The organism is Streptomyces eurocidicus (assembly GCF_002891295.1).
Taxonomy (GTDB): domain Bacteria; phylum Actinomycetota; class Actinomycetes; order Streptomycetales; family Streptomycetaceae; genus Streptomyces; species Streptomyces eurocidicus.
In genome coordinates this window covers 956,826-975,976 of record NZ_LGUI01000001.1, presented here as the reverse complement: position 1 = coordinate 975,976, position 19,151 = coordinate 956,826, and the positions used below count along the sequence as shown (strand labels likewise).

The following is a 19,151-nucleotide window of genomic DNA, read 5'->3' as shown; positions in this document are numbered from 1 at the left end:
GCGCAGCGTCACTGACCCCTTACTTCACGTTCTCCTGTTCGATCTCCGCCGCCAGCTCTTCGGGTTCCCGGCCCGGAGTCGGCAAGTCGAACTTCGTAATCGCGAAGCGGAAAAGCGCGTAGTAGAGGACGGCGAAGCACAACCCGATCGGAATGATCAGCCAGGGCTTCGTCGCCAGCCCCCAGTTGATCACGTAGTCGATCAGCCCGGCCGAGAAGCTGAAACCGTCGTGCACCCCGAAACCCCAGGTCACCGCCATCGACACACCCGTGAGCACGGCATGGATCGCGTACAGCACCGGAGCGATGAAGAGGAAGGAGTACTCCACCGGCTCCGTGATGCCCGTGACGAACGACGTCAGCCCCACCGAGAGCATCATGCCGCCCACCACCTTCCGGCGGTGCGGCTTCGCACAGTGCGCGATCGCCAGCGCCGCCGCCGGCAGCGCGAACATCATGATCGGGAAGAAGCCGGTGGTGAACTGCCCCGCGGCCGGGTCGCCCGCCAGGAACCGGTTGATGTCACCGTGCACGACCGTCCCGTCCGGCTTGGTGTAGTCACCGAACTGGAACCACATGAACGTGTTCAGGAACTGGTGCAGCCCCACCACCAGCAGCGCCCGGTTCGCCACCCCGAAGACACCGGCGCCCGTCGACCCCAGGTCCGACAGCCACTCGCTGAAGTCCGTCAGCGCGTCACCGATCGGCGGCCAGACGAACAGGCAGATCACCGCGAAGGCCAGCGCCACGAACGACATCAGGATCGGCACCAGCCGCCGCCCGTTGAAGAAGCCCAGCCAGTCCACCAGCCGCACCCGGTGGAACCGCATCCAGAACCAGGCGCTCAGCAGCCCGATCACGATGCCGCCGAACACCCCCGGGTTCTGGAAGCTCGCCGGGGCCGCCGTGCCGCCCGTCGAGACGCACACCCCGCTCCACAGCCCCGCCCCGCCGAACGTCGCCTCGTGCGGGCAGTCCTCAGGGAACTGGTGCAGCACCGAGAAGTAGACGAGGAAGCCCACCACCGCGGCCAGCGCCGTCGAGCCGTCCGACTTCTTCGCCATCCCGATGGCCACGCCCACGCAGAACAGCAGCGGCAGCCCCAGCCCCGAGTCCAGCAGCGCGCCGCCCGCGCCCGCGAAGACCTTCGCCACGTCCGTCCAGCCCAGGCCGTCCTTGCCGAAGACGTCCGGCTGCCCGAGCCGGTTGAGGATGCCCGCCGCCGGCAGCACCGCGATCGGCAGCTGGAGGCTGCGCCCCATCTTCTGCAGGTTCTGGAAGAGGACCTGCGTCCACTTCTTTCCCCGGGGCACCGCCGCGGCGTTCGAACTCATCTGCGTCCTCCCGGCCCGCCGCCCCGGCGGCAGTCACTCGGTGCTTTGCCGCATACTGGTGTAGACCACTTGCGGTGTGTTGTCCGGCCCCCGGAGCGCAGCGCCGGGTGATCGCCATTGTGGACGCCATCTTTCGTCAGATGGCGGACATACGCCCGCGTAGTTGGGCTGAACGTGGGTTACCGTGTGAAAGCCGGTCGGCGGGATCGCCGAAGGGCCGAGACAACCAGGAGTGGACATGGCCACCAAGGCTGAGAAGATCGTCGCCGGGCTCGGCGGCATCGACAACATCGAAGAGGTCGAGGGCTGCATCACCCGCCTTCGCACCGAGGTCGCCGACCCGGCCCTCGTCGATGAGGCCGCCCTCAAGGCCGCCGGCGCGCACGGCGTCGTGAAGATGGGCACCGCCATCCAGGTCGTCATCGGCACCGACGCCGACCCGATCGCCGGCGAGATCGAAGACATGATGTGAGCCACTGAGCTCCCGCCGAGGGCCCCGCGCCCGGTTCGTCCAGACGAATCGGAGCGGGGCCCTTCGCAATGCCGCGGTGCCGATAGGCTCATCACCATGTCTCGCATCGACGGCCGCACCCCCGACCAGCTCCGCCCCGTGACCATCCAGCGTGGCTGGAGCAAGCACGCCGAAGGATCCGTCCTCGTCTCCTTCGGTGACACCAAGGTCTTCTGCACCGCCAGCGTCAGCGAGGGCGTGCCCCGCTGGCGCAAGGGCTCCGGCGAGGGCTGGGTCACCGCCGAGTACTCGATGCTGCCCCGCGCCACCAACACCCGCGGCGACCGCGAGTCCGTCCGCGGCAAGATCGGCGGCCGCACCCACGAGATCTCCCGCCTCATCGGCCGCTCCCTGCGCGCCGTGATCGACTACAAGGCCCTCGGCGAGAACACCATCGTCCTCGACTGCGATGTCCTCCAGGCCGACGGCGGCACCCGCACCGCCGCCATCACCGGCGCCTACGTGGCCCTCGCCGACGCCATCACCTGGGCCCAGGGCAAGAAGCTGATCAAGCACGGCCGGCAGCCGCTCACCGGCACCGTCGCCGCCGTCAGCGTCGGCATCGTCGACGGCGTCCCCCTCCTCGACCTCTGCTACGAGGAGGACGTCCGCGCCGACACCGACATGAACGTCGTCTGCACCGGCGACGGCCGCTTCGTCGAGGTCCAGGGCACCGCCGAGGCCGAGCCCTTCGCCCGCGAGGAGCTCAACGCCCTCCTCGACCTCGCGGTCACCGGCTGCGGCGCGCTCGGCGCCGCCCAGCGCGAAGCCCTCGCCCGCACGCTCTGACGGGCAACCGCAGGGCGGTGTCCGAGCGTTCCTAGGGATACAGACACGGGCGTACGACCGCGGAGCGCCGCAGCCGTACGCCCGTGGCCACACCACCGGGAGGGGACCCCGCCATGCCCGCACACCACCGCACCAGGGCCGTCGTCGTCCTGGCCGCCGCCGCGCTCGTCCTGGCGACCGGCTGCTCCGCCGCCCAGAAGGCCGTCGACTGCGCCCGCCTCGGCATCGAGATCACCAATGACGCCGACGACCTCCAGCGGGCCGTGACGGACGCCGCCGACGACCCCGGCAAGGCGGACAGGATCCTGGACACCCTCGACAAGGACACCAGGAAGCTCAAGGACAAGACGGACGACACGGATGTGAGCAAGGCCCTGGACCACCTCCAGAAGGCCGTGGCCAACGTCCGCGACGCCGACCGGCGGAACGTGGCGCCGGACCTCACACCGGTGAAGGACGCGGCGGGCGAGCTGACCAAGGTCTGCACCCCGAAGTGACGGGGGAGCGCCCGGGCCGGCCCTCAAGGGCACCGCGCGTCGGCGCACTACAACCCCTTCCCACCCGCGTACATCCGCGCGATCACGTCCTCGATGTCCGGCTCCCGCACCGACAGGTCCACCAGCGGATACCGCTCCGCCACCGCCGCCACGATCGGCGCCGCGCTCTGTCCCGTCGCGAACGCCAGCCACTGCCTCGGGCCCTCGACCTTGACCGTGCGGGCGCCGGGGACGCCCTCGATCGGCGGGAGCGCGCGTGCCAGGTCGACGACGAGGGTGCGCTCGCTCTCGCCGGCCGTGTGCAGGGCGTCGAGGCCGCCGTCGTGGACCAGGCGGCCGTGGTCGATGACCATCACCCGCTCGCACAGCTGCTCGATGTCGGTGAGGTCGTGCGTGGTCAGCAGCACCGTCGTGCCCCGCTCGGCGTTGACCTCCCGGAGGAAGCCGCGCACCTTGGCCTTGCTGACCACGTCCAGGCCGATGGTCGGCTCGTCGAGGTAGAGCACCTCCGGGTCGTGCAGCAGGGCGGCCGCGATGTCCCCGCGCATCCGCTGGCCGAGGGAGAGCTGACGCACCGGCACGTCGAGCAGGTCACCCAGGTCCAGGAGCTCCACGCAGCGCTCCAGATTCGACCGGTAGCGCGCCTCGGGGACCCGGTACATGCGGCGCACCAGGCCGTACGAGTCGCGCAGCGGCAGGTCCCACCAGAGGGTGGTGCGCTGGCCGAAGACCACGCCGATGCGGTGCGCGAGCCTTGTGCGCTCGCGGGAGGGATCGACGCCCGCGACGCGCAGCCGGCCGGCGCTGGGGGTCAGGATGCCCGTGAGCATCTTGATGGTGGTGGACTTCCCGGCGCCGTTGGGACCGATGTAACCGACCATCTCACCGCGCGCGACACGGAAGCCGATGCCGTCCACGGCGCGTACCCGGTGTCGCTCGCGGCGCAGGAATCCCGCCTTGCGACGGACGTCGAAGACCTTCTCGACGCCGTCCAGTTCGATAAACCCTTCCTCGGACAACTCTCCCCAGCCGCCTCTCAGCTTCCCGTGCTCCGGTAGTTCCTCAGTCCCACCCGCCACAGCAGCCCCGCCCCCAGGAGCATCGCCAGGGCCACCGCCGGCCCGCAGAAGTCCACCCAGCCCGGCAGGCCCAGCGGGTCGTCCCGGCCCAGCAGGCGCAGCGCCGGGATCCAGTTGACGAAGGCGAGCGGCACCACGAAGGTCACCCCGCGCACCAGCTCCCGGGCGAAGACCGCCGGCGGGTACTGGAGCATCGTCGAGCCGCCGTAGGTGAAGGAGCTCTGCACCTCGGCGGCGTCGGCCGACCAGAACTGGAAGGCGGCGCCGCCGATGAAGACGGCGGCGAAGATGGCGGCCCCGGCGATCACCATCACCGCCGCGAAGAGCGCCTTCGCCGGGGTCCAGGCGACGCCCGCGCCCACCGCGCCCCAGCAGAGGACCAGCAGGCCCTGGGAGACCCGGCCGACGCGGCGCAGCGCGAAGCGGTCGGCGGCGACCTGGACGAGGACGGGCACGGGGCGTACCAGCAGGGTGTCGAACGTGCCGTCGCGGACGCGCTGCCCGACCCGGTCCATGTTGCCGAGGACGAGGTCCGCGAGGCCCAGAGAGGTGCTGGTCGCCCCGTACAGCAGCGCGATCTCGGGGAGGGTGAAGCCGCCGAGCCGGTCGATGTGCGAGAACATGATCATGACGGCGGCGAAGTCGAGGCCGCTGGCCGCGAAGTTGCCGAACGTCGTCATCAGGAAGGACGCGCGGTAGGCCATCGTCGAGCGCACCCACATCGCGACGATCAGCCCGTACGCGCGCAGGGCCCCGAGGGCGCCACGGGCCCGGCCGAGGGCCTCGGGCGGGCGCGGCGGCGGGTACGCGCTCCGGGGGCCCGCCTGGGCGTCAGCCACCCTGCACCACCACCTTCCTGGTCGCCAGGGACTGCGTCGCCCGCCCGGCGGCCAGCAGCAGCACCGCCCACAGCGCCTGGAAGGCCAGCGCGCGGGCGAGCCCGGCCCCGGAGTGCACGCCGAGCAGGACGTCCACGGGCACCTGGAGCACGGCCGCCCAGGGCAGCAGCCGGGCGATCTCGCCGAAGAGACCGGGGAAGACCGTCAGCGGCAGCGTCATCCCCGTGAAGAACATGCACAGCAGTGCGCTGATCATGTTGACGCCGGCGCCGTCGAGCAGCCAGAAGGCGCACAGGGCCACCAGGAAGCGCAGCCCGAAGCCCACCACGACGCCGAGCAGCGCCGAGAGGAGGAAGACGAGCCAGCGCAGCGGGTCGGCGGGCAGCGCCAGCTCGAAGGCGAGGGCGCCGACGGACAGCGGGACGACCCCGCGGCCCAGCAGCTGGAAGCCGGCCCGGCCGAGGTCCGCGGCGAGCCACCACAGCTGGAGGTCGGCGGGGCGGTAGAGGTCGACGGCGATGTCCCCGGAGCGGATGCGCTCCTGGAGCTCCTCCTGGAAGCCGCCGCCCAGCAGGGACATGACCGCCAGCAGCCCCTGGCTCACCCAGACGAAGGTGAGCGCCTGCGACCGGTCGTAACCGCCGAGGTGCGGGCGCTCGTCCCAGAGGGCGGAGAAGGTGCAGGCGATGACGAAGCCGAACACCGTATTGGTGAAGACGCCCGCCGCCGTCGCGACGCGATACGTGGCATACCGCCGGAAACCACTCACCGCCACGGCCGCGTAGAGCCGCATCCCGGGACACCTCCCGTCGTTGAACCTCGATAGTCCGCCGCCTCCGAAGCGCAGGGAGCTTAGCGGCCCTGTTCAGTCGTCGACCACGGCTTTTTCACCCCAAGGAGTGGTCGGCCTGACCCGGACGGCCCTTACAAGGCCGTCGCAGGTGCGCTACGCCCTCGTGGCGCGGAACGCATGATGCGAAAGTGTTTTACGGGGCGTGAGCCGCATGGCGAACCGCCCGACACAACACCGCCCTCACCGCGGTCGCACAACCCCGGTGGCGGCCGAGGAGTCCCAACAGACATGAGCGACGAGCAGTCACAGCAGCGGCCGGCCGGCGGTGACCACACCCGGCCGGCGGGCTGGTCGCCGAAGGACGGCGCCGGGCCCGGCCGCAGAGGAAGACCCGGCCGGCCCAAGCGCACCGGCTGGCGCCGCCTCCTGCCCACCTGGCGCATGGTGCTCGGCGGCTTCCTGCTGATCGTCCTGCTCGTCGCCGGCGCCCTCGTCGCCGGCTACATGCTGGTGCACATCCCCGCGGCCAACAGAGCCGCCGTCGCGGAGAGCAACGTCTACCTCTACTCCGACGGCTCCCAGCTCGCCCGCGACGGCGAGGTCAACCGCGAGAGCGTCTCCCTGAGCAAGGTCCCCCGGGACGTCCAGCACGCGGTCCTCGCCGCCGAGGACCGCGACTTCTACTCCGAGTCGGCCGTCAACCCCGAGGCCATGCTGCGCGCCGCCTGGAACACCGCCACCGGCAAGGGCAAGCAGTCCGGCTCCACCATCACCCAGCAGTACGTCAAGAACTACTACCTGGGCCAGGAGCAGACCGTCACCCGCAAGGTGAAGGAGTTCTTCATCGCGATCAAGCTCGACCGCGAGCAGAGCAAGGACGAGATCCTCGAGGGCTACCTCAACACCAGCTACTTCGGCCGGAACGCCTACGGCATCCAGGCCGCCGCCCAGGCGTACTACAACAAGGACTCCGACCGGCTGAACGCCGCGGAGGGCGCCTACCTCGCCACCCTCCTCAACGCCCCCAGCGCCTACGACGTCGGCGCCCACCCGGAGAACAAGCCGCGCGCCACGGCCCGCTGGAACTACGTCCTCGACGGCATGGTCAAGAAGAAGTGGCTCGCCGCCGACGAGCGCGCCAAGATGACCTTCCCGGTGCCCGGCAAGTCCAAGCCGCGGGTGGGGATGTCGGGACAGCGCGGCTATCTCGTCGAAGCGGTCAAGGACCACCTCACCGCCAACAAGCTGGTCGACGAGCAGACGCTGGCCCGCGGCGGCTACCGCATCACCACCACCATCGACCGCAAGAAGCAGGACGCCTTCGTCGACGCCGTGCAGAAGCGGCTGATGGACGAGCTGAGCGACAACCGCAAGGTCGACCGCTACGTCAGGGCGGGCGGCGCCTCCATCGACCCCAAGACCGGCCGCGTCGTCGCCCTCTACGGCGGCATCGACTACACCAAGCAGTACGTCAACAACGCCACCCGCCGCGACTACCAGGTCGGCTCCACCTTCAAGCCCTTCGTCTTCACCTCCGCCGTGGAGAACGACTCCACGACCCAGGACGGCCGGGCCATCACCCCCAACACGGTCTACGACGGCACCAACAAACGCCCCGTGCGCGGCCCCGGCGGCCCGGTCGGCTTCGCCCCGGCCAACGAGGACGACCGCTCGTACGGACAGATCACCGTCACCAAGGCCACCGACCTGTCCGTCAACGCCGTCTACGCCCAGATGGCCCAGGACGTCGGCCCCGCCAAGGTCAAGAACACCGCCGTCGCCCTCGGCATCCCCGACAAGACCCCCGAGCTGATCGCCACCCCGTCCATCGCCCTCGGCGTCGCCACCGCCAGCGTCCTCGACATGACCCAGGCGTACGCGACCCTCGCCAACCACGGCAGGCACGGCGCCTACACCCTGGTCGACAAGGTCACCAAGGCCGGCGAGAGCGTCTCGCTGCCCGGCAAGGACACCAAGCAGGCCGTCTCCCGCGAGGCCGCTGACACCACCACCGCGATCCTGGAGAGCGTCGTCGACAACGGCACGGGCGCCGCCGCCCAGGCCGCCGGACGCCCCGCCGCCGGCAAGACCGGCACCGCGGAGGAGGACAAGGCCGCCTGGTTCGCCGGCTACACCCCCGACCTCGCCACCGTCGTCGCCGTCATGGGCCAGGACTCCGACACCGGCGACCAGAAGCCGCTCTACGGGGCGACCGGCCTGGACCGCATCAACGGCGGCGGCTACCCCGCCGAGATCTGGGGGGCCTACACCTCCGCCGCCCTGTCGGGCACCCCGGTCAAGGACTTCGACCTGAACACCGCGAGCGGCGGCACCGTACCGCCGCTGGAGCCGCCCGCCAGCTCGGCGCCCCCGGAGTCCCCCAGCGCCCCGCCGGCCACCTCGGCCCCGCCGACGGCCCCGCCGCCCACCTCCGCGCCGCCGCTGCCGCCCACCGGCCCGCCGACGATCCCCGGCCCGCCGACCGGCCCCCCGACGATCCCGCCGATCTTCACCTTCGAGCCGGGGGAGCCCAGGGGCGGCGGGCTGAACGGAAAGCATGGCGCCGACAGGGGCGACCTGCTGGGCTACGACTACTGACACGCGCCAGGCACCCGGCGGGAACACGGAAGCGGGCCCGGAACCTTCTCGGTTCCGGGCCCGCTCCGCCGGATCGCTCCGGGCGTCAGTGGCCCGAGGTGACCTTCAGGCCCACCACCGCCACCAGCAGCAGCACGACGAAGAAGATCCGCGCGGCGGTCGCGGGCTCTCCCAGCACCACCATGCCCAGCACCGCCGCACCGGCCGCGCCGATGCCCACCCACACGCCGTAGGCGGTACCGATGGGGAGCGACCTCGCGGCCTGCGAGAGCAGCAGCATGCTGGCGGCGATACCCGCGACGGTGAACACGCTCGGCCACAGCCGGGTGAACCCCTCGGTGAACTTCATGCCGATCGACCAGCCGACCTCGAGCAGACCGGCGACGGCGAGCAGGACCCATGCCATGACGGCACCTCCGTGGAGTCTCTCTACAGGGGTGCGTCGTCTTGTCCTGACCCGGTACGGCGCGTCTCGTCGGGCTCTTATGACCGTATCAAAAAGGACGAAACGCGGGTAGCGGGAGCGTCGGAGGTTTCAGCCGGGGTCTCGGTCGCGGGCCTCAGTCGCGGGTCTCGATCGCGGGCCTCAGGGGCGCTCGGAGATTCAGAGATACAGCCCCGTGGAGTCGTCCGACCCCTCCAGGCGCTCCGCCGCCACCGCGTGCAGGTCCCGCTCGCGCATCAGGACGTACGCGACACCGCGCACCTCCACCTCGGCGCGGTCCTCCGGGTCGTACAGCACCCGGTCGCCCGGCTCCACGGTGCGCACGCTCTGCCCGACCGCCACGACCTCGGCCCAGGCCAGCCGGCGGCCCACCGCCGCCGTCGCCGGAATGACGATGCCGCCGGTGGACCGGCGCTCGCCCTCGGGAATGTCGGTCCGGACCAGCACACGGTCGTGCAGCATCCGGATGGGCAGCTTGTCGTGGGTGGTATGCGTACTCACGCCCCTGACCGTACCCGGCCGCACGCGCCGCCCGGGGCCACAGGTCGGTATCCGCCGGGATCCTCCCGGTTCCGCCGGGTACCCGCGGGGCCTCCGCGGGTACCGGCGCTACGCCTTGTGACGACGCGAGGAGACCGTCAGCAGCCCGATCACACCCACGGCCACCATGGCGACCGGCACGATCCGGTCCAGCCGGGGCGTGCCCTCCTCCGTCACGAACCGCGCCCGCACATCCGACACCAGCCGGTTCGCCGCCACGTAGGCACGGCCGGCGGTGGCGTCCACCTTCGCGGCCACCTTGGCCTTCGCGTCGCCCACGATCGTGCTCGGGTGCATCCGCACCCCGATCTCGTCGAGCGTCACGGCGAGCTCCTCCCGCCTGCGGGCGATGTCCGCCTCGATCTGCGCAGGGGTCCTGGCATCCGACACCGCGCTGCCTCCGTCGTCTCGATAAGAGTGATGATGAGTGATGACGACAGTCTGTCAGCTCGCCGGACGCCGTGCCCCGCGGCACCCCCGATCCACGTGGTGGCTAGTCTCGGGAGGCGGCGCCCGCCACCGCGGGCCCGCCCCCAGGTCACCACGAGGAGAGTCATGAGCGAGCGACTGCAGCCCGGCGACACCGCCCCCGCCTTCACCCTGCCCGACGCGGACGGCAAGCAGGTCTCGCTCGCCGACCACAAGGGCCGCAAGGTCATCGTCTACTTCTACCCGGCCGCCCTCACCCCGGGCTGCACCAAGCAGGCGTGCGACTTCACGGACAACCTCGACTTCCTCACCGGCCACGGCTACGACGTGATCGGCGTCTCCCCCGACAAGCCGGAGAAGCTCGCGAAGTTCCGCGAGAAGGAGGAGCTCAAGGTCACGCTGGTCGGGGACCCGGAGAAGAAGGTGCTGGAGGCATACGGCGCGTTCGGCGAGAAGAAGCTGTACGGCAAGACGGTGACGGGCGTCATCCGGTCGACGATCATCGTCGACGAGGAGGGGAAGGTGGAGCGCGCCCTCTACAACGTGAAGGCCACGGGCCACGTCGCGAAGATCATCAAGGATCTGGGGCTGTAGGTCTACGGGCCGGGGCCCGGACCACGGGCCGGGCCCCGGAGTCCGGCGGTCGGGCTCCGGCGCCCGACGCCCGGAGCTCGACGCCCGGGGCCCGGACGTCGGACCCTGGCCCGTCGTCCGGCCCGGGTCTACGGGGCGGGCCCGGTCTACGGGGCGGCCGGTCTGGTCTACGAGGTGGGCCCGGTCTACGGGGCGGCGGGTCCGGTCTACGAGGCGGGTCCGGTCTACGGGGCGGCCGGTCTGGTCTACGAGGTGGGCCCGGTCTACGGAGCGGCGGGTCCGGTCTGCGGGACGGCGGGTCCGGGGCTACGGGACGGGTGTCGGACTCCGGGGCGGGCCCGTCGTGCCGTAGGGCCCCGCGAGGCCCTACGAGGCTCCGGAAGCCCGCGCTCCCTCACGTCTCCGCGGCCTCACGCCTCCGCTCCCTCACACCTCCGTGGCCCCACGCCTCCGCTCCCTCACACCTCCGCGGTCGGCGGTTCCGCCTCCGGGAGGTCCAGGACCACCTGCGCGCCGCCGCCCTCCGCCGAGCCGAACTCCAGCCGCGCCCCCAGCACCACCGCCTGACCCACCGCGATCGTCAGCCCCAGGCCATGCCCGGTGCCCCGCTCCGGCGCCGCCGTACGGAACCGCCGGGGCCCCTGGTCGACCAGCTCCGGCGGATAGCCGTCACCGTGGTCGCGCACCGTGATCCGGGTGCCCTCCACCAGCACCTCGATCGGCGGCTTCCCGTGCTTCGCGGCGTTGCCCAGGACGTTCACCAGGATCCGCTCCACCCGGCGGGCGTCCGTCGCCACGATCCGGCCCTCGCCGACCACCTCGACCGACACCTCGTCGACCCCGCGCTGGCCCTGCGCCCGCTTCACGATGCCGCGCACCAGCGACGGCAACTCCACCTCGTCCAGCTGCGCCCGCTCCCGCCCGGCGTCCAGCCGCGAGACCTCCAGCAGGTCCTCGACCAGCACCCGCATCGTCTGCGCCCGCTCCCGGACCATCTCCACCGCCCGCGGGTGCGGCAGCAGCTCCGCCGAGGCCACCAGACCGGCCACCGGCGTCCGCAGCTCGTGCGCCACGTCCGCGGTGAACTCGCGCTCCGCCTCCACCCGGGCCGCCAAGGACGTCGCCATGTGGTGCACCGACCGGCCCAGCTCCGCGACCTCGTCCCGGCCGCCGGCCGCCAGCGCCTCCGGGTCCGGCGGCTCGCCCGCCGCTATCCGGCGGGCCGCCGCGGCGCTGTGCCGCAGCCGCCGCGACAGGCTCTGCGCCACGAACCACGCGACCACCGCCATCAGCGCCACCGTGGCCGCGCCGGCCACCACCAGCGCCTTGTCCAGGGCCCGCTGGAGCGGGTCGCGGTCGGGGTACGGCGCCGAGACCGACAGCACCTTCCCGCCGTCGACCTCCGTCGCCGCCCACACCCGCGGATCGCCGCCGCCGCTGATGTACGTACCGGAACGGCCCTCGCGGACCGCCTCCATCAGCACGGGCGGCAGCGTGGAGTCGTCGAGCTGCGCGCCGAGCGCCAGCAGGCTGTCCCGCTGATAGACCTGGAGCGCCGAGCTGAGCAGGCTGTCCTGGTACGACTGCGCCTGCCCGGCGCGCTCCACGGCGGAGATGTGGTGCACGGAGAGGCCGAGGACCACGACGGCGAGTGCGGTGACGAAGGAGATCGCGAGCGCGATCCGGCCACGGATTCCCATCACGCGATCGAGTACGTTTCCCGCGACTCGCCCAGGGGCGTGGCCCCCGCGTAGTCGACCTCCAGGCCGGTGAACGCCATCTTCCCGTCGACGTTCTTCGCGCCGTAGAGCCGGAAACGCGCCGGGAAGGACGTGACACCCGCCCCGTTCGCACCTCGTGACACCTGCACCACGCCATTGCCCTCGGCGCCGTCGACCGCGTAGTGCGCCCACTTGATGCCGCTCGCCACCATCCCGGCGTCCGCGCACGTCAGCGTGATGATCTCCGGCTCGACGACCGGCTCGCCCAGCCCGCACTCCCGGACCCCCGGGGTCTTCGCCGGGGCGGCGTCGGCCTTCGCCTCACCCGCGCGCGGCGCCTTGGACTTCTGGGCCGCCGCCGTCTTCGGAGCGTCGGACACCGCGTTCGCCCGGTCCTGCGCCTGGCTGAACCACACGCCGCCGAACGCCACGGCGGTCACCGCCGCGAAGGCCGCCACGACGGTGCGCGGGCGGGCCCGGCGAGACTCCGCACGGTCGGCCATCGGCCTCTCTTCCTGGGTGGGGACGTGCAACTGAGGGGGTGCTGTCCGCCCTCAGCTCTGAGGACGGGGAATTCGGGCAACGCGTTCCCTTCATGCCTATATCAGGTTCCCTTCCGCCGTGCCTCGTCCAAGTGACCTATCTCGCTCACCCCCACCCCGTCGGTTCGAGCCGTCGCGGAGCGCGCGGGTGACGCCCCGGGCCCCGGGCCCGAAGTTCCGACACGTCCCGCCTTCGGCGTAACTGTCCGATGATCCATTCGTTGAGCAGTTCGAGGCCGCGAACGCATGGACGTGGCCGCGCCCAGGACTCTGCAGCCATTACCGGTGAGTGAGGGATTCCGGACGCGGCCGCGGGTCCGGACCCCTCCGCCGGTCCGTACGGAGGGGAACCATGCCGGTCAGGTACACATACGAGATGCTCGTCGAGGCGGCTCGCGCTTCGGCGTCGTACGACGAGGCGGTGCGAAGGTGCGGCGGCACGCCGACACCGGGGAGCCGGACGTACATCCGGGCGAGGATGGCCGAGCTCGGAGTGGACACCTCGCACTTCACGACAGGCCGCGTCCGACACACGGAGGCGACACTGCGGGAGCTGGTCGCTCTGTCGGGGAGCGTCGTGGAGGTGGTGCGGCGCCTCGGCATCAATCCGGTGGGCGGGAACCAGGCCCACATCGGGCGGCGGATCGCGGCGTTGAACATCGACACCTCCCACTTCTCGGCAGTGGGCCGGAGCGGGCCGAAGCGGCCCCCGAGGAACGTGCTCACGATGGGCTCGCCGTCGGACGGGCGTGTCCCGGGCGAGAGACTTCGCCGGGCATTGCTGAAGGCCGGAACGGACGAGTCGTGCGCCGAGTGCGGAAACGGCACGGTGTGGAACGGCATGGCTCTCCGACTGGAGGTGGACCACATCAACGGCGACTGGTGGGACAACCGGCCTGAGAATCTCCGCTTACTCTGCCCCAACTGCCATGCGGTGACCGATACCTACCGCGGCCGGAAGCGAAGGAGCCGGGCATGACACGCCGCGCCCGGTACACCGAGGACCGGCTGGCCAGGACGGCCGCCGTGTCCACCAGCCTCGTCGACATGCTGCGCAGACTCGGCGCTCCCCTCGGCAGTGGGCCGCTCAGGTATCTCCGCGGCCGTCTCGACCACTACGGCATAGCCACAGGGCACTTCGTCGAGGAGCCGCTTCCTCCACGCGCGCGGCGTAGCTACTCCAAGGAATTGCTGGCGGAGGCTGCCGCGCACTGTCACAGCATCCGGGAAATGCTCGCGTACATGGATGTTCCTCCGTACGACAGCGCGTACAGCCACTTCAGCAGAAAGCTTGAGCGCTATGGCATCGACACCTCGCACTTCACAGGCAGGCGGGGAAACCGTGGGTCGGCGCTGATTCCGGAGGGCGAGCTACGGAAAGCGGTCGTCGAGTCCTACAGCCTGGCCGGGGTGATGCGGGCGCTTGGGCGGCCCAACGGTGGAGCGGGCCGCGCACTGGCCAAGCGGAGCATCGCGGCATACGGGATCTCCACGTCGCACTTCGTCGGGCAGGGGCACCAACGCGGACGGCCTTCACGCAACCGGAAACACGCCTCGGAGATCCTCCGGAGACTGCCGACAGGTTCGCCTCGGGCGAAGACTGCTCTCCTCCGGCGATCTCTCGACGAGCTCGGTGTCCCCTATGTCTGTGGCGCATGTGGCATCAGCGACACCTGGCAAGGTAAGCGACTCGTCCTGGAGATCGACCACATCAGCGGTGACCGGCTCGACAACCGCCGCGAGAACCTCCGCTATCTCTGCCCGAACTGCCACGCGGTGACCAGCACCTGGTGTCGAGGAGGCCGACGGCGAATCTCGTAAGCTGCCGTCCCCGACCGTCAGGTTCGCGCAGTAAGGTAGGGCGCGGTACATGCGCCCGTACGCCAAGGGCTGAGCGGCGATCTTTAGGTGGTCGTGTTTGTCGGTTCGAATCCGACCGGGCGCACCGATGCCGACGGCCCGGCTCGCGCACGCGAGCCGGGCCGTCGTTGTGTGCCTCTCTCAGCCCAGCAGCTCCCGCACCACCGGCACCAGCCCCCGGAACGCCTTCCCCCGGTGGCTGATCGCGTTCTTCTCCGCCGGGGTCAGTTCCGCGCAGGTGCGGGTCTCGCCCAGGGGCTGGAGGATCGGGTCGTAGCCGAAGCCGCCGGCGCCCGTCGGTTCGTGGCGGAGGGTGCCCTCCAGGCGGCCCTCGACGACGCGTTCCGTGCCGTCCGGGAGGGCGAGGGCGGCGGCGCAGGCGAAGTGCGCGGCGCGGTGTTCGTCGGCGATGTCGCCGAGCTGGGCGAGGAGGAGGTCGAGGTTGGCCTTGTCGTCGCCGTGGGTGCCGGCCCAGCGGGCCGAGAAGATGCCGGGGGCGCCGTTCAGGACGTCGACGCAGAGGCCGGAGTCGTCGGCGACGGCCGGGAAGCCGGTGGCGCGGGCCAGGGCGTGGGCCTTGAGGAGGGCGTTCTCGGCGAAGGTGACGCCGGTCTCCTTGACGTCCGGGATCTCGGGGTAGGCGTCGGCGCCGACGAGCTCGACGTCGAGGCCCGCCTCCTCCAGGATGGCGCGGAGCTCGGTGACCTTGTTGGCGTTGCGGGTGGCGAGGATCAGGCGCTTCATGGGGGGATTATCCCGTCCGGCCCCTGAGGGCCGGGCCCGGAGCCCGCGAGCCCGGGCCCGCCCCCCGGCGACGGCTCTCGCCCGAGCCCGGCCCCGGCCCCCGGAGACGGCCCGAGCCCGGGCCCGCCCCCCCGGGACGGCCCTCGTCCTAGTGCACGGACACCCGCTCGTACAGCGGCTCGGCCACCGGTTCCGCCGTGTGGCGTCCCGTACGGCCGGGTCGTACCGGCCACCAGATCCCCCGTCCGAGCAGCGCGGCCAGCGCCGGCACCAGCACGATCGAGAGGACGAACGCCGAGAGCAGGATCCCCAGCGCCGTCGCGAACCCGATCTGCTGCGTGGACGGGTCCGCGTTGACCGCCAGGCTGCCGAACGACGCGGCGAGGACGACCCCCGCCGTGGCGATCGCGGGCGCCGTGTGGCGTACGGCGCGGGCGACGGCCGCGCGGGCCGGGCCGGGGCGCGCCATCTCCTCCCGGATCCGGTCGCTGATCAGGATGTTGTAGTCCGTGCCGAGGGCGACGACGAAGAGGAACAGCACCAGCGGGAGTACGAAGTTGACGCCCGGCTTGTCGAGGAGGTGCTGGAAGAACAGCGCGGACGCGCCCAGCGTGGCGGCGAAGCCGAGGCCGACGGCGATCATGAGGACGGCCGGGGCGAGCAGACTGCGCAGCAGGACGAGCAGGATGAGGGCGATCAGCACGGCGGCGACGGGGAAGACGATCCGCAGGTCGTGGCCGACGGCGGTGGAGATGTCCGCGAAGACCGCGGCGGTGCCGCCGACGTGGGCCGTAAGGCCGGCCGGGGTGTGCCGGGCGACGGCGTCGCGGACGGGCCCCGAGACGAGGTCGCGGGCTTGCTGGGTCTGGGGGCCCGGGGTGAGGTAGAGGTCGAGGCGGGCGGCGGTGCGGTCCCCGTTGAGGGCGGTCCCGCCCACCTGGCCGACGCCCTCGACCTGCGCGAGGGCCTTGGCCAGGCCGCCGAGCTCCCCGGCGGCGAGGGTGCGGCCGTCCTTGGCGGTGACGTAGACGGTCGCCGGGTCGGACACCCCGGCGGGCAGCGTGCGGGAGATCTCGGTGGCGGTGGTCTTGGCCGGGGTCTCCCGGTCGCCGCCGCCGTTGCCGAAGTCCATGCGGATGCCGGCCAGTCCGGCGGACAGTGCGCCGAGCAGGGCGACGGCGGCCAGGGCGAGTACGACGGGGCGCCGGGCGACCAGGGCGCCGACGCGTCCCGCCGTGCCGGGGCGCGGCTCGCGCTTCAGGGCGCGGGAGGGCCAGAACATCCGGCGCCCGGTGACCGCGAGCAGTGCGGGCATGAAGGTGAGGCTGGCCAGCAGCATGACGAGGACCGAGACGGCGATGGCCGGGCCGAGCACCTGGAACTGTCCGAACGTCGCGATCCCGAGGGTGGCGAAGGCGGCCACGATGGTGAGCGCGGCCGAGGTGATCGCGGTGCCGACCCGGGCGCTGACCTCGCCCGACACGGTGCGGGCGGGCAGGTCCGGGTGGGCCCGCAGGTGTTCGCGGAAGCGGAAGAGGAGGAAGAGGAAGTAGTCGACGCCGATGCCGATCAGCACCACGCTGATCATGCTGGGGGTGGAGGGGTCGAGCTTGATGCCGGTGAGCATGGCGCCGCCCGCGACCGCGCCCGTCGCGGCGCCGCCGACGATGACGACGGCGAGCAGGGGGATGAAGGCGGCCAGCACACTGCGGAAGACCAGGACGTTGATCAGCACGATCAGGCCGACCATGAGGATGCCGACGACCTCCTGGGTGGTCTTCTCGGCGTCGGCGGTGTCGGTGAGGTCGGCCAGGCCGCCGGTGAAGCCGGTGCGCAGCCCGGCCCCGGCGAAGTCGTCCTTCGCCCGGTCGCGGAAGGCGCGGTAGAGGTCCTGGAGGCCGGGGTCCATGGAATTGCCGGTCAGCTGGACGGAGAGCAGCTCGAAGCCGCGGTCCGGCGCGAGCACGGCGGGGCTGACCTTGGGTGTCTGGGAGTGGTCCTTGGCCAGGAAGTCCGGGCCGCCGTCCTCCTCCTTGGGCCGGGGCATCGGTACGCGCCGGCTGCTCAGCTTCCCGGCGAGGTCGCCGACGCGGCGGTGGTCGGGCCCGGTGAGCGGCTTGCCGTCGGTGCGGGCGACGAGCATCGTGACCGTGTTGGCGTCGGGCTTCACCCCGAACCGCTCCTCGGCGATCTTCAGCGCGGCGGCCGAGTCGTACTTCGCCGGCAGGAAGTCGCCGGTCTGTGTCTGGGTGACGCGGTAGAGCAGCCCCTGGCCGAGCACGGTCAGGGAGAGGCCCAGCACCAGCCAGACGGCGATGACCTTCCATGGGTGGCGGGTGGCGTACCCGGTCAGGGCGCGGATCACTGCTGTCCTCCGGCGGTGGTGTGCGCCGGGTGTTTCCCGGTCGGTGTCCAGCTCATCAGCGTGGAAGCCGCGGATCGTCCGAGCGCGGGACGAGAAGCGGGCTGGGAGCGGGGGCCGGGCGGGGCCGTCGACCGGGACCCTGGTCCTGGTCCGGGATCGGCTCCGGGGCCGGGGTCCGGGCCGGGGGCCGCTGCGAGAATGGATCACGACAGGGCGGTCGTGACGGCACCGGTGAGGGCCGGTGGGCGGCCGGCGGGGGAGGACCGGAGATGCCGACGACGCGCCTCGCGCCCGAGGGCCACGGGGTACGGCCGAGGGGCGACGCGCTGCCCTGGACGCGCAATGACGCGCTGGTCGCGGTCGGGGCGGCGGTCGTGGACCTGATCGGCTTCTCGGTCACCAGCCAGGCCGACCGGGGGCACATCCCCGCGGTCGGGTGCGTGCTGATGGTGGTGGCCGCGCTGCCGCTGCTGGCCCGGCGCCGCGCCCCGGTGCTGACCCTCGTGGCCGTCCTGGCGGCCGGCCTGGTGCTGAACTGCAGTGTGCCGATCCAGCAGCACTTCAACGCCACGGTCGTCGTCGCGCTGTACACGGTCGTACGGTTCCGGGGCGCGGCCGTGGTGGTGCCGGCGACGCTCGCGGCCATGGCGGTGCCGCTGGTGGGGCTGGAGTCGTGGCCGGAGCCGAGGCTCGTGGAGCTGGTGGGCGGGGTGGCCTCCGGGCTGCTCGTCGTCGGCGCGGCGGCCTTCGGCAACCGCTGGCAGCGGGACGCCGAGGCCAAGCGGAGGCGGCTCACCGACCGCGCGGTGGCCGAGGAACGGCGGCGCATCGCCCGCGAGTTGCACGACATCGTGGCGCACCACATCACCACCATGCAGCTGATGGCCGGGGGCGCCCGCGCCAACCTCGCCCGCCCGGAGGTGGCGCGGGAGGCGCTGCTCACCCTGGAGGGCTCGGGGCGGATCGCGTTGCGCGAGATGCGGCAGTTGCTGGACGTGCTGCGGGCCGGGGACGAGACGGACCGGGCGGAAGGGGCGCCCGACGCCCCGCAGCCGGGCGTCGGGGACCTGGCGCGGATCGTCGCCGAGTCCTGCCGGGCCGGGCTGCCCGCCGAGCTCGACGTCCGGGGCGAGGAGCGCCCGCTGCCGCCGAGCGTGGGCCTGACCGTGTTCCGGATCGCGCAGGAGGCGCTGACGAACGCGCGCAAGCACGCGGGCGGGGCGCGGGCCTCCGTACGCCTGACGTACGGGCCGGACGGGGTGACGGTCGAGGTGTCGGACGACGGCGCGGGCCCGCCGGGCGGTTTCGGGAGGCCCGCCCAGGGATCCGGCTACGGCCTGGTGGGGATGCGGGAGCGGGTCGTCCTGCACGGCGGGACGCTGGAGGCGGGCCCGCGCGACGGGGGCGGCTTCCGGGTGGCGGCGCGGCTGCCGCTGAAGGCGGGGGAGAGGACGCTGGGATGAGCGGTGCGG

At 72.1% G+C, this 19,151-nt stretch carries 19 protein-coding genes, 1 tRNA gene and 1 riboswitch; of the genes, 9 read left to right on the top strand and 11 right to left on the bottom strand.

From position 1 onward, the window contains the following. Positions 1-19: 19 nt before the first annotated feature. The gene (locus AF335_RS04405) at positions 20-1,333 is read right to left on the bottom strand and encodes a PTS transporter subunit EIIC (protein ID WP_102916863.1); all 1,314 of its coding nucleotides are present in this window, start codon (positions 1,331-1,333) and stop codon (positions 20-22) included. Between the two features lie 238 nt (positions 1,334-1,571). Here AF335_RS04405 and AF335_RS04400 point away from each other — a divergent pair, with 238 nt between their 5' ends. The 3 genes from AF335_RS04400 (at position 1,572) to AF335_RS04390 (ending at position 3,130) form a co-directional block, all read left to right on the top strand. Continuing rightward, entirely contained in the window at positions 1,572-1,805 is a 234-nt protein-coding gene (locus AF335_RS04400; protein WP_102916862.1) for a PTS sugar transporter subunit IIB, read from the top strand. Positions 1,806-1,901: 96 nt separating this feature from the next. Further along, positions 1,902-2,633, top strand: a complete 732-nt coding sequence (gene rph, locus AF335_RS04395) for a ribonuclease PH (RefSeq protein ID WP_102916861.1) — start codon at positions 1,902-1,904, stop codon at positions 2,631-2,633. Positions 2,634-2,746: 113 nt separating this feature from the next. After that, the gene (locus tag AF335_RS04390; RefSeq protein ID WP_102916860.1) at positions 2,747-3,130 is read left to right on the top strand and encodes a hypothetical protein; all 384 of its coding nucleotides are present in this window, start codon (positions 2,747-2,749) and stop codon (positions 3,128-3,130) included. A 47-nt stretch (positions 3,131-3,177) separates the two neighbouring features. Here the strand turns inward: AF335_RS04390 and AF335_RS04385 are convergent, their stop codons facing one another. The 3 genes from AF335_RS04385 to AF335_RS04375 form a co-directional block, all read right to left on the bottom strand. Then, positions 3,178-4,149, bottom strand: coding sequence for an ABC transporter ATP-binding protein (locus AF335_RS04385; RefSeq protein WP_228773219.1), 972 nt, complete (start codon positions 4,147-4,149; stop codon positions 3,178-3,180). 17 nt (positions 4,150-4,166) lie between these two features. Continuing rightward, positions 4,167-4,931 carry an ABC transporter permease gene (locus tag AF335_RS04380; protein ID WP_102917051.1) on the bottom strand — a complete coding sequence of 255 codons (765 nt, stop codon included), beginning with the start codon at positions 4,929-4,931 and terminating at the stop codon, positions 4,167-4,169. A 109-nt stretch (positions 4,932-5,040) separates the two neighbouring features. Next, complete coding sequence (locus tag AF335_RS04375) at positions 5,041-5,841, bottom strand: ABC transporter permease (protein ID WP_102916858.1); 801 nt, start codon at positions 5,839-5,841, stop codon at positions 5,041-5,043. A gap of 288 nt (positions 5,842-6,129) precedes the next feature. Between AF335_RS04375 and AF335_RS04370 the strand changes: the two genes are divergently transcribed. After that, positions 6,130-8,439, top strand: coding sequence for a transglycosylase domain-containing protein (locus tag AF335_RS04370; RefSeq protein ID WP_102916857.1), 2,310 nt, complete (start codon positions 6,130-6,132; stop codon positions 8,437-8,439). 85 nt (positions 8,440-8,524) lie between these two features. On the opposite strand, the gene AF335_RS04365 is transcribed toward AF335_RS04370, so the two are convergent. The 3 genes from AF335_RS04365 to AF335_RS04355 form a co-directional block, all read right to left on the bottom strand. After that, positions 8,525-8,845, bottom strand: coding sequence for a DMT family transporter (locus AF335_RS04365; RefSeq protein ID WP_102916856.1), 321 nt, complete (start codon positions 8,843-8,845; stop codon positions 8,525-8,527). A gap of 30 nt (positions 8,846-8,875) precedes the next feature. Further along, positions 8,876-8,946: riboswitch (guanidine-III (ykkC-III) riboswitch) on the bottom strand. A 97-nt stretch (positions 8,947-9,043) separates the two neighbouring features. Next, entirely contained in the window at positions 9,044-9,346 is a 303-nt protein-coding gene (locus tag AF335_RS04360) for a GroES family chaperonin (RefSeq protein WP_087930644.1), read from the bottom strand. Positions 9,347-9,493: 147 nt separating this feature from the next. Beyond that, a complete protein-coding gene (locus AF335_RS04355; protein WP_102916855.1) occupies positions 9,494-9,814 on the bottom strand; it encodes a DUF3618 domain-containing protein in 321 nt (106 codons plus the stop codon). A 165-nt stretch (positions 9,815-9,979) separates the two neighbouring features. Between AF335_RS04355 and bcp the strand changes: the two genes are divergently transcribed. Continuing rightward, on the top strand, positions 9,980-10,447 hold the full coding sequence (gene bcp, locus AF335_RS04350; RefSeq protein WP_102916854.1) for a thioredoxin-dependent thiol peroxidase: 468 nt from the start codon (positions 9,980-9,982) through the stop codon (positions 10,445-10,447). A gap of 458 nt (positions 10,448-10,905) precedes the next feature. On the opposite strand, the gene AF335_RS04345 is transcribed toward bcp, so the two are convergent. Together AF335_RS04345 and AF335_RS04340 are read right to left on the bottom strand one after the other, a co-directional pair. After that, positions 10,906-12,147 (bottom strand): sensor histidine kinase, encoded by a 1,242-nt coding sequence (locus AF335_RS04345; protein ID WP_102916853.1) that lies wholly within the window; start codon positions 12,145-12,147, stop codon positions 10,906-10,908. Then, on the bottom strand, positions 12,147-12,671 hold the full coding sequence (locus tag AF335_RS04340) for a hypothetical protein (protein WP_102916852.1): 525 nt from the start codon (positions 12,669-12,671) through the stop codon (positions 12,147-12,149). The genes AF335_RS04345 and AF335_RS04340 overlap by 1 nt, the downstream gene beginning before the upstream one ends. Before the next feature lie 391 nt (positions 12,672-13,062). Between AF335_RS04340 and AF335_RS04335 the strand changes: the two genes are divergently transcribed. The 3 genes from AF335_RS04335 to AF335_RS04325 all read left to right on the top strand — a co-directional run bounded on the left by AF335_RS04335 (position 13,063) and on the right by AF335_RS04325 (position 14,655). Next, positions 13,063-13,689 carry an HNH endonuclease signature motif containing protein gene (locus AF335_RS04335; RefSeq protein WP_102916851.1) on the top strand — a complete coding sequence of 209 codons (627 nt, stop codon included), beginning with the start codon at positions 13,063-13,065 and terminating at the stop codon, positions 13,687-13,689. Further along, complete coding sequence (locus AF335_RS04330) at positions 13,686-14,531, top strand: HNH endonuclease signature motif containing protein (protein WP_102916850.1); 846 nt, start codon at positions 13,686-13,688, stop codon at positions 14,529-14,531. The genes AF335_RS04335 and AF335_RS04330 overlap by 4 nt, the downstream gene beginning before the upstream one ends. A 51-nt stretch (positions 14,532-14,582) precedes the next feature. Then, positions 14,583-14,655: transfer RNA gene (locus AF335_RS04325), tRNA-Leu, on the top strand. 56 nt (positions 14,656-14,711) lie between these two features. Here the strand turns inward: AF335_RS04325 and rdgB are convergent. Further along, positions 14,712-15,314: an RdgB/HAM1 family non-canonical purine NTP pyrophosphatase gene (rdgB, locus tag AF335_RS04320; RefSeq protein ID WP_102916849.1), complete on the bottom strand. Its 603-nt coding sequence runs from the start codon at positions 15,312-15,314 to the stop codon at positions 14,712-14,714. Positions 15,315-15,462: 148 nt separating this feature from the next. Next, on the bottom strand, positions 15,463-17,679 hold the full coding sequence (locus tag AF335_RS04315) for an MMPL family transporter (RefSeq protein WP_102916848.1): 2,217 nt from the start codon (positions 17,677-17,679) through the stop codon (positions 15,463-15,465). A 269-nt stretch (positions 17,680-17,948) separates the two neighbouring features. Between AF335_RS04315 and AF335_RS04310 the strand changes: the two genes are divergently transcribed. Further along, entirely contained in the window at positions 17,949-19,142 is a 1,194-nt protein-coding gene (locus AF335_RS04310; protein ID WP_102916847.1) for a sensor histidine kinase, read from the top strand. The last annotated feature ends 9 nt before the right edge of the window (positions 19,143-19,151 follow it).

Coding starts and splice junctions, on each gene's coding strand:
- AF335_RS04405 (WP_102916863.1), bottom strand. CDS start 1,333: ATGAGTTCGAACGCCGCGGCGGTGCCCCGGGGAAAGAAGTGGACGCAG.
- AF335_RS04400 (WP_102916862.1), top strand. CDS start 1,572: ATGGCCACCAAGGCTGAGAAGATCGTCGCCGGGCTCGGCGGCATCGAC.
- rph (WP_102916861.1), top strand. CDS start 1,902: ATGTCTCGCATCGACGGCCGCACCCCCGACCAGCTCCGCCCCGTGACC.
- AF335_RS04390 (WP_102916860.1), top strand. CDS start 2,747: ATGCCCGCACACCACCGCACCAGGGCCGTCGTCGTCCTGGCCGCCGCC.
- AF335_RS04380 (WP_102917051.1), bottom strand. CDS start 4,931: ATGTGGGTGCGCTCGACGATGGCCTACCGCGCGTCCTTCCTGATGACG.
- AF335_RS04375 (WP_102916858.1), bottom strand. CDS start 5,841: ATGCGGCTCTACGCGGCCGTGGCGGTGAGTGGTTTCCGGCGGTATGCC.
- AF335_RS04370 (WP_102916857.1), top strand. CDS start 6,130: ATGAGCGACGAGCAGTCACAGCAGCGGCCGGCCGGCGGTGACCACACC.
- AF335_RS04365 (WP_102916856.1), bottom strand. CDS start 8,845: ATGGCATGGGTCCTGCTCGCCGTCGCCGGTCTGCTCGAGGTCGGCTGG.
- AF335_RS04360 (WP_087930644.1), bottom strand. CDS start 9,346: ATGCTGCACGACCGTGTGCTGGTCCGGACCGACATTCCCGAGGGCGAG.
- bcp (WP_102916854.1), top strand. CDS start 9,980: ATGAGCGAGCGACTGCAGCCCGGCGACACCGCCCCCGCCTTCACCCTG.
- AF335_RS04345 (WP_102916853.1), bottom strand. CDS start 12,147: ATGGGAATCCGTGGCCGGATCGCGCTCGCGATCTCCTTCGTCACCGCA.
- AF335_RS04340 (WP_102916852.1), bottom strand. CDS start 12,671: ATGGCCGACCGTGCGGAGTCTCGCCGGGCCCGCCCGCGCACCGTCGTG.
- AF335_RS04335 (WP_102916851.1), top strand. CDS start 13,063: ATGCCGGTCAGGTACACATACGAGATGCTCGTCGAGGCGGCTCGCGCT.
- AF335_RS04330 (WP_102916850.1), top strand. CDS start 13,686: ATGACACGCCGCGCCCGGTACACCGAGGACCGGCTGGCCAGGACGGCC.
- rdgB (WP_102916849.1), bottom strand. CDS start 15,314: ATGAAGCGCCTGATCCTCGCCACCCGCAACGCCAACAAGGTCACCGAG.
- AF335_RS04310 (WP_102916847.1), top strand. CDS start 17,949: ATGCCGACGACGCGCCTCGCGCCCGAGGGCCACGGGGTACGGCCGAGG.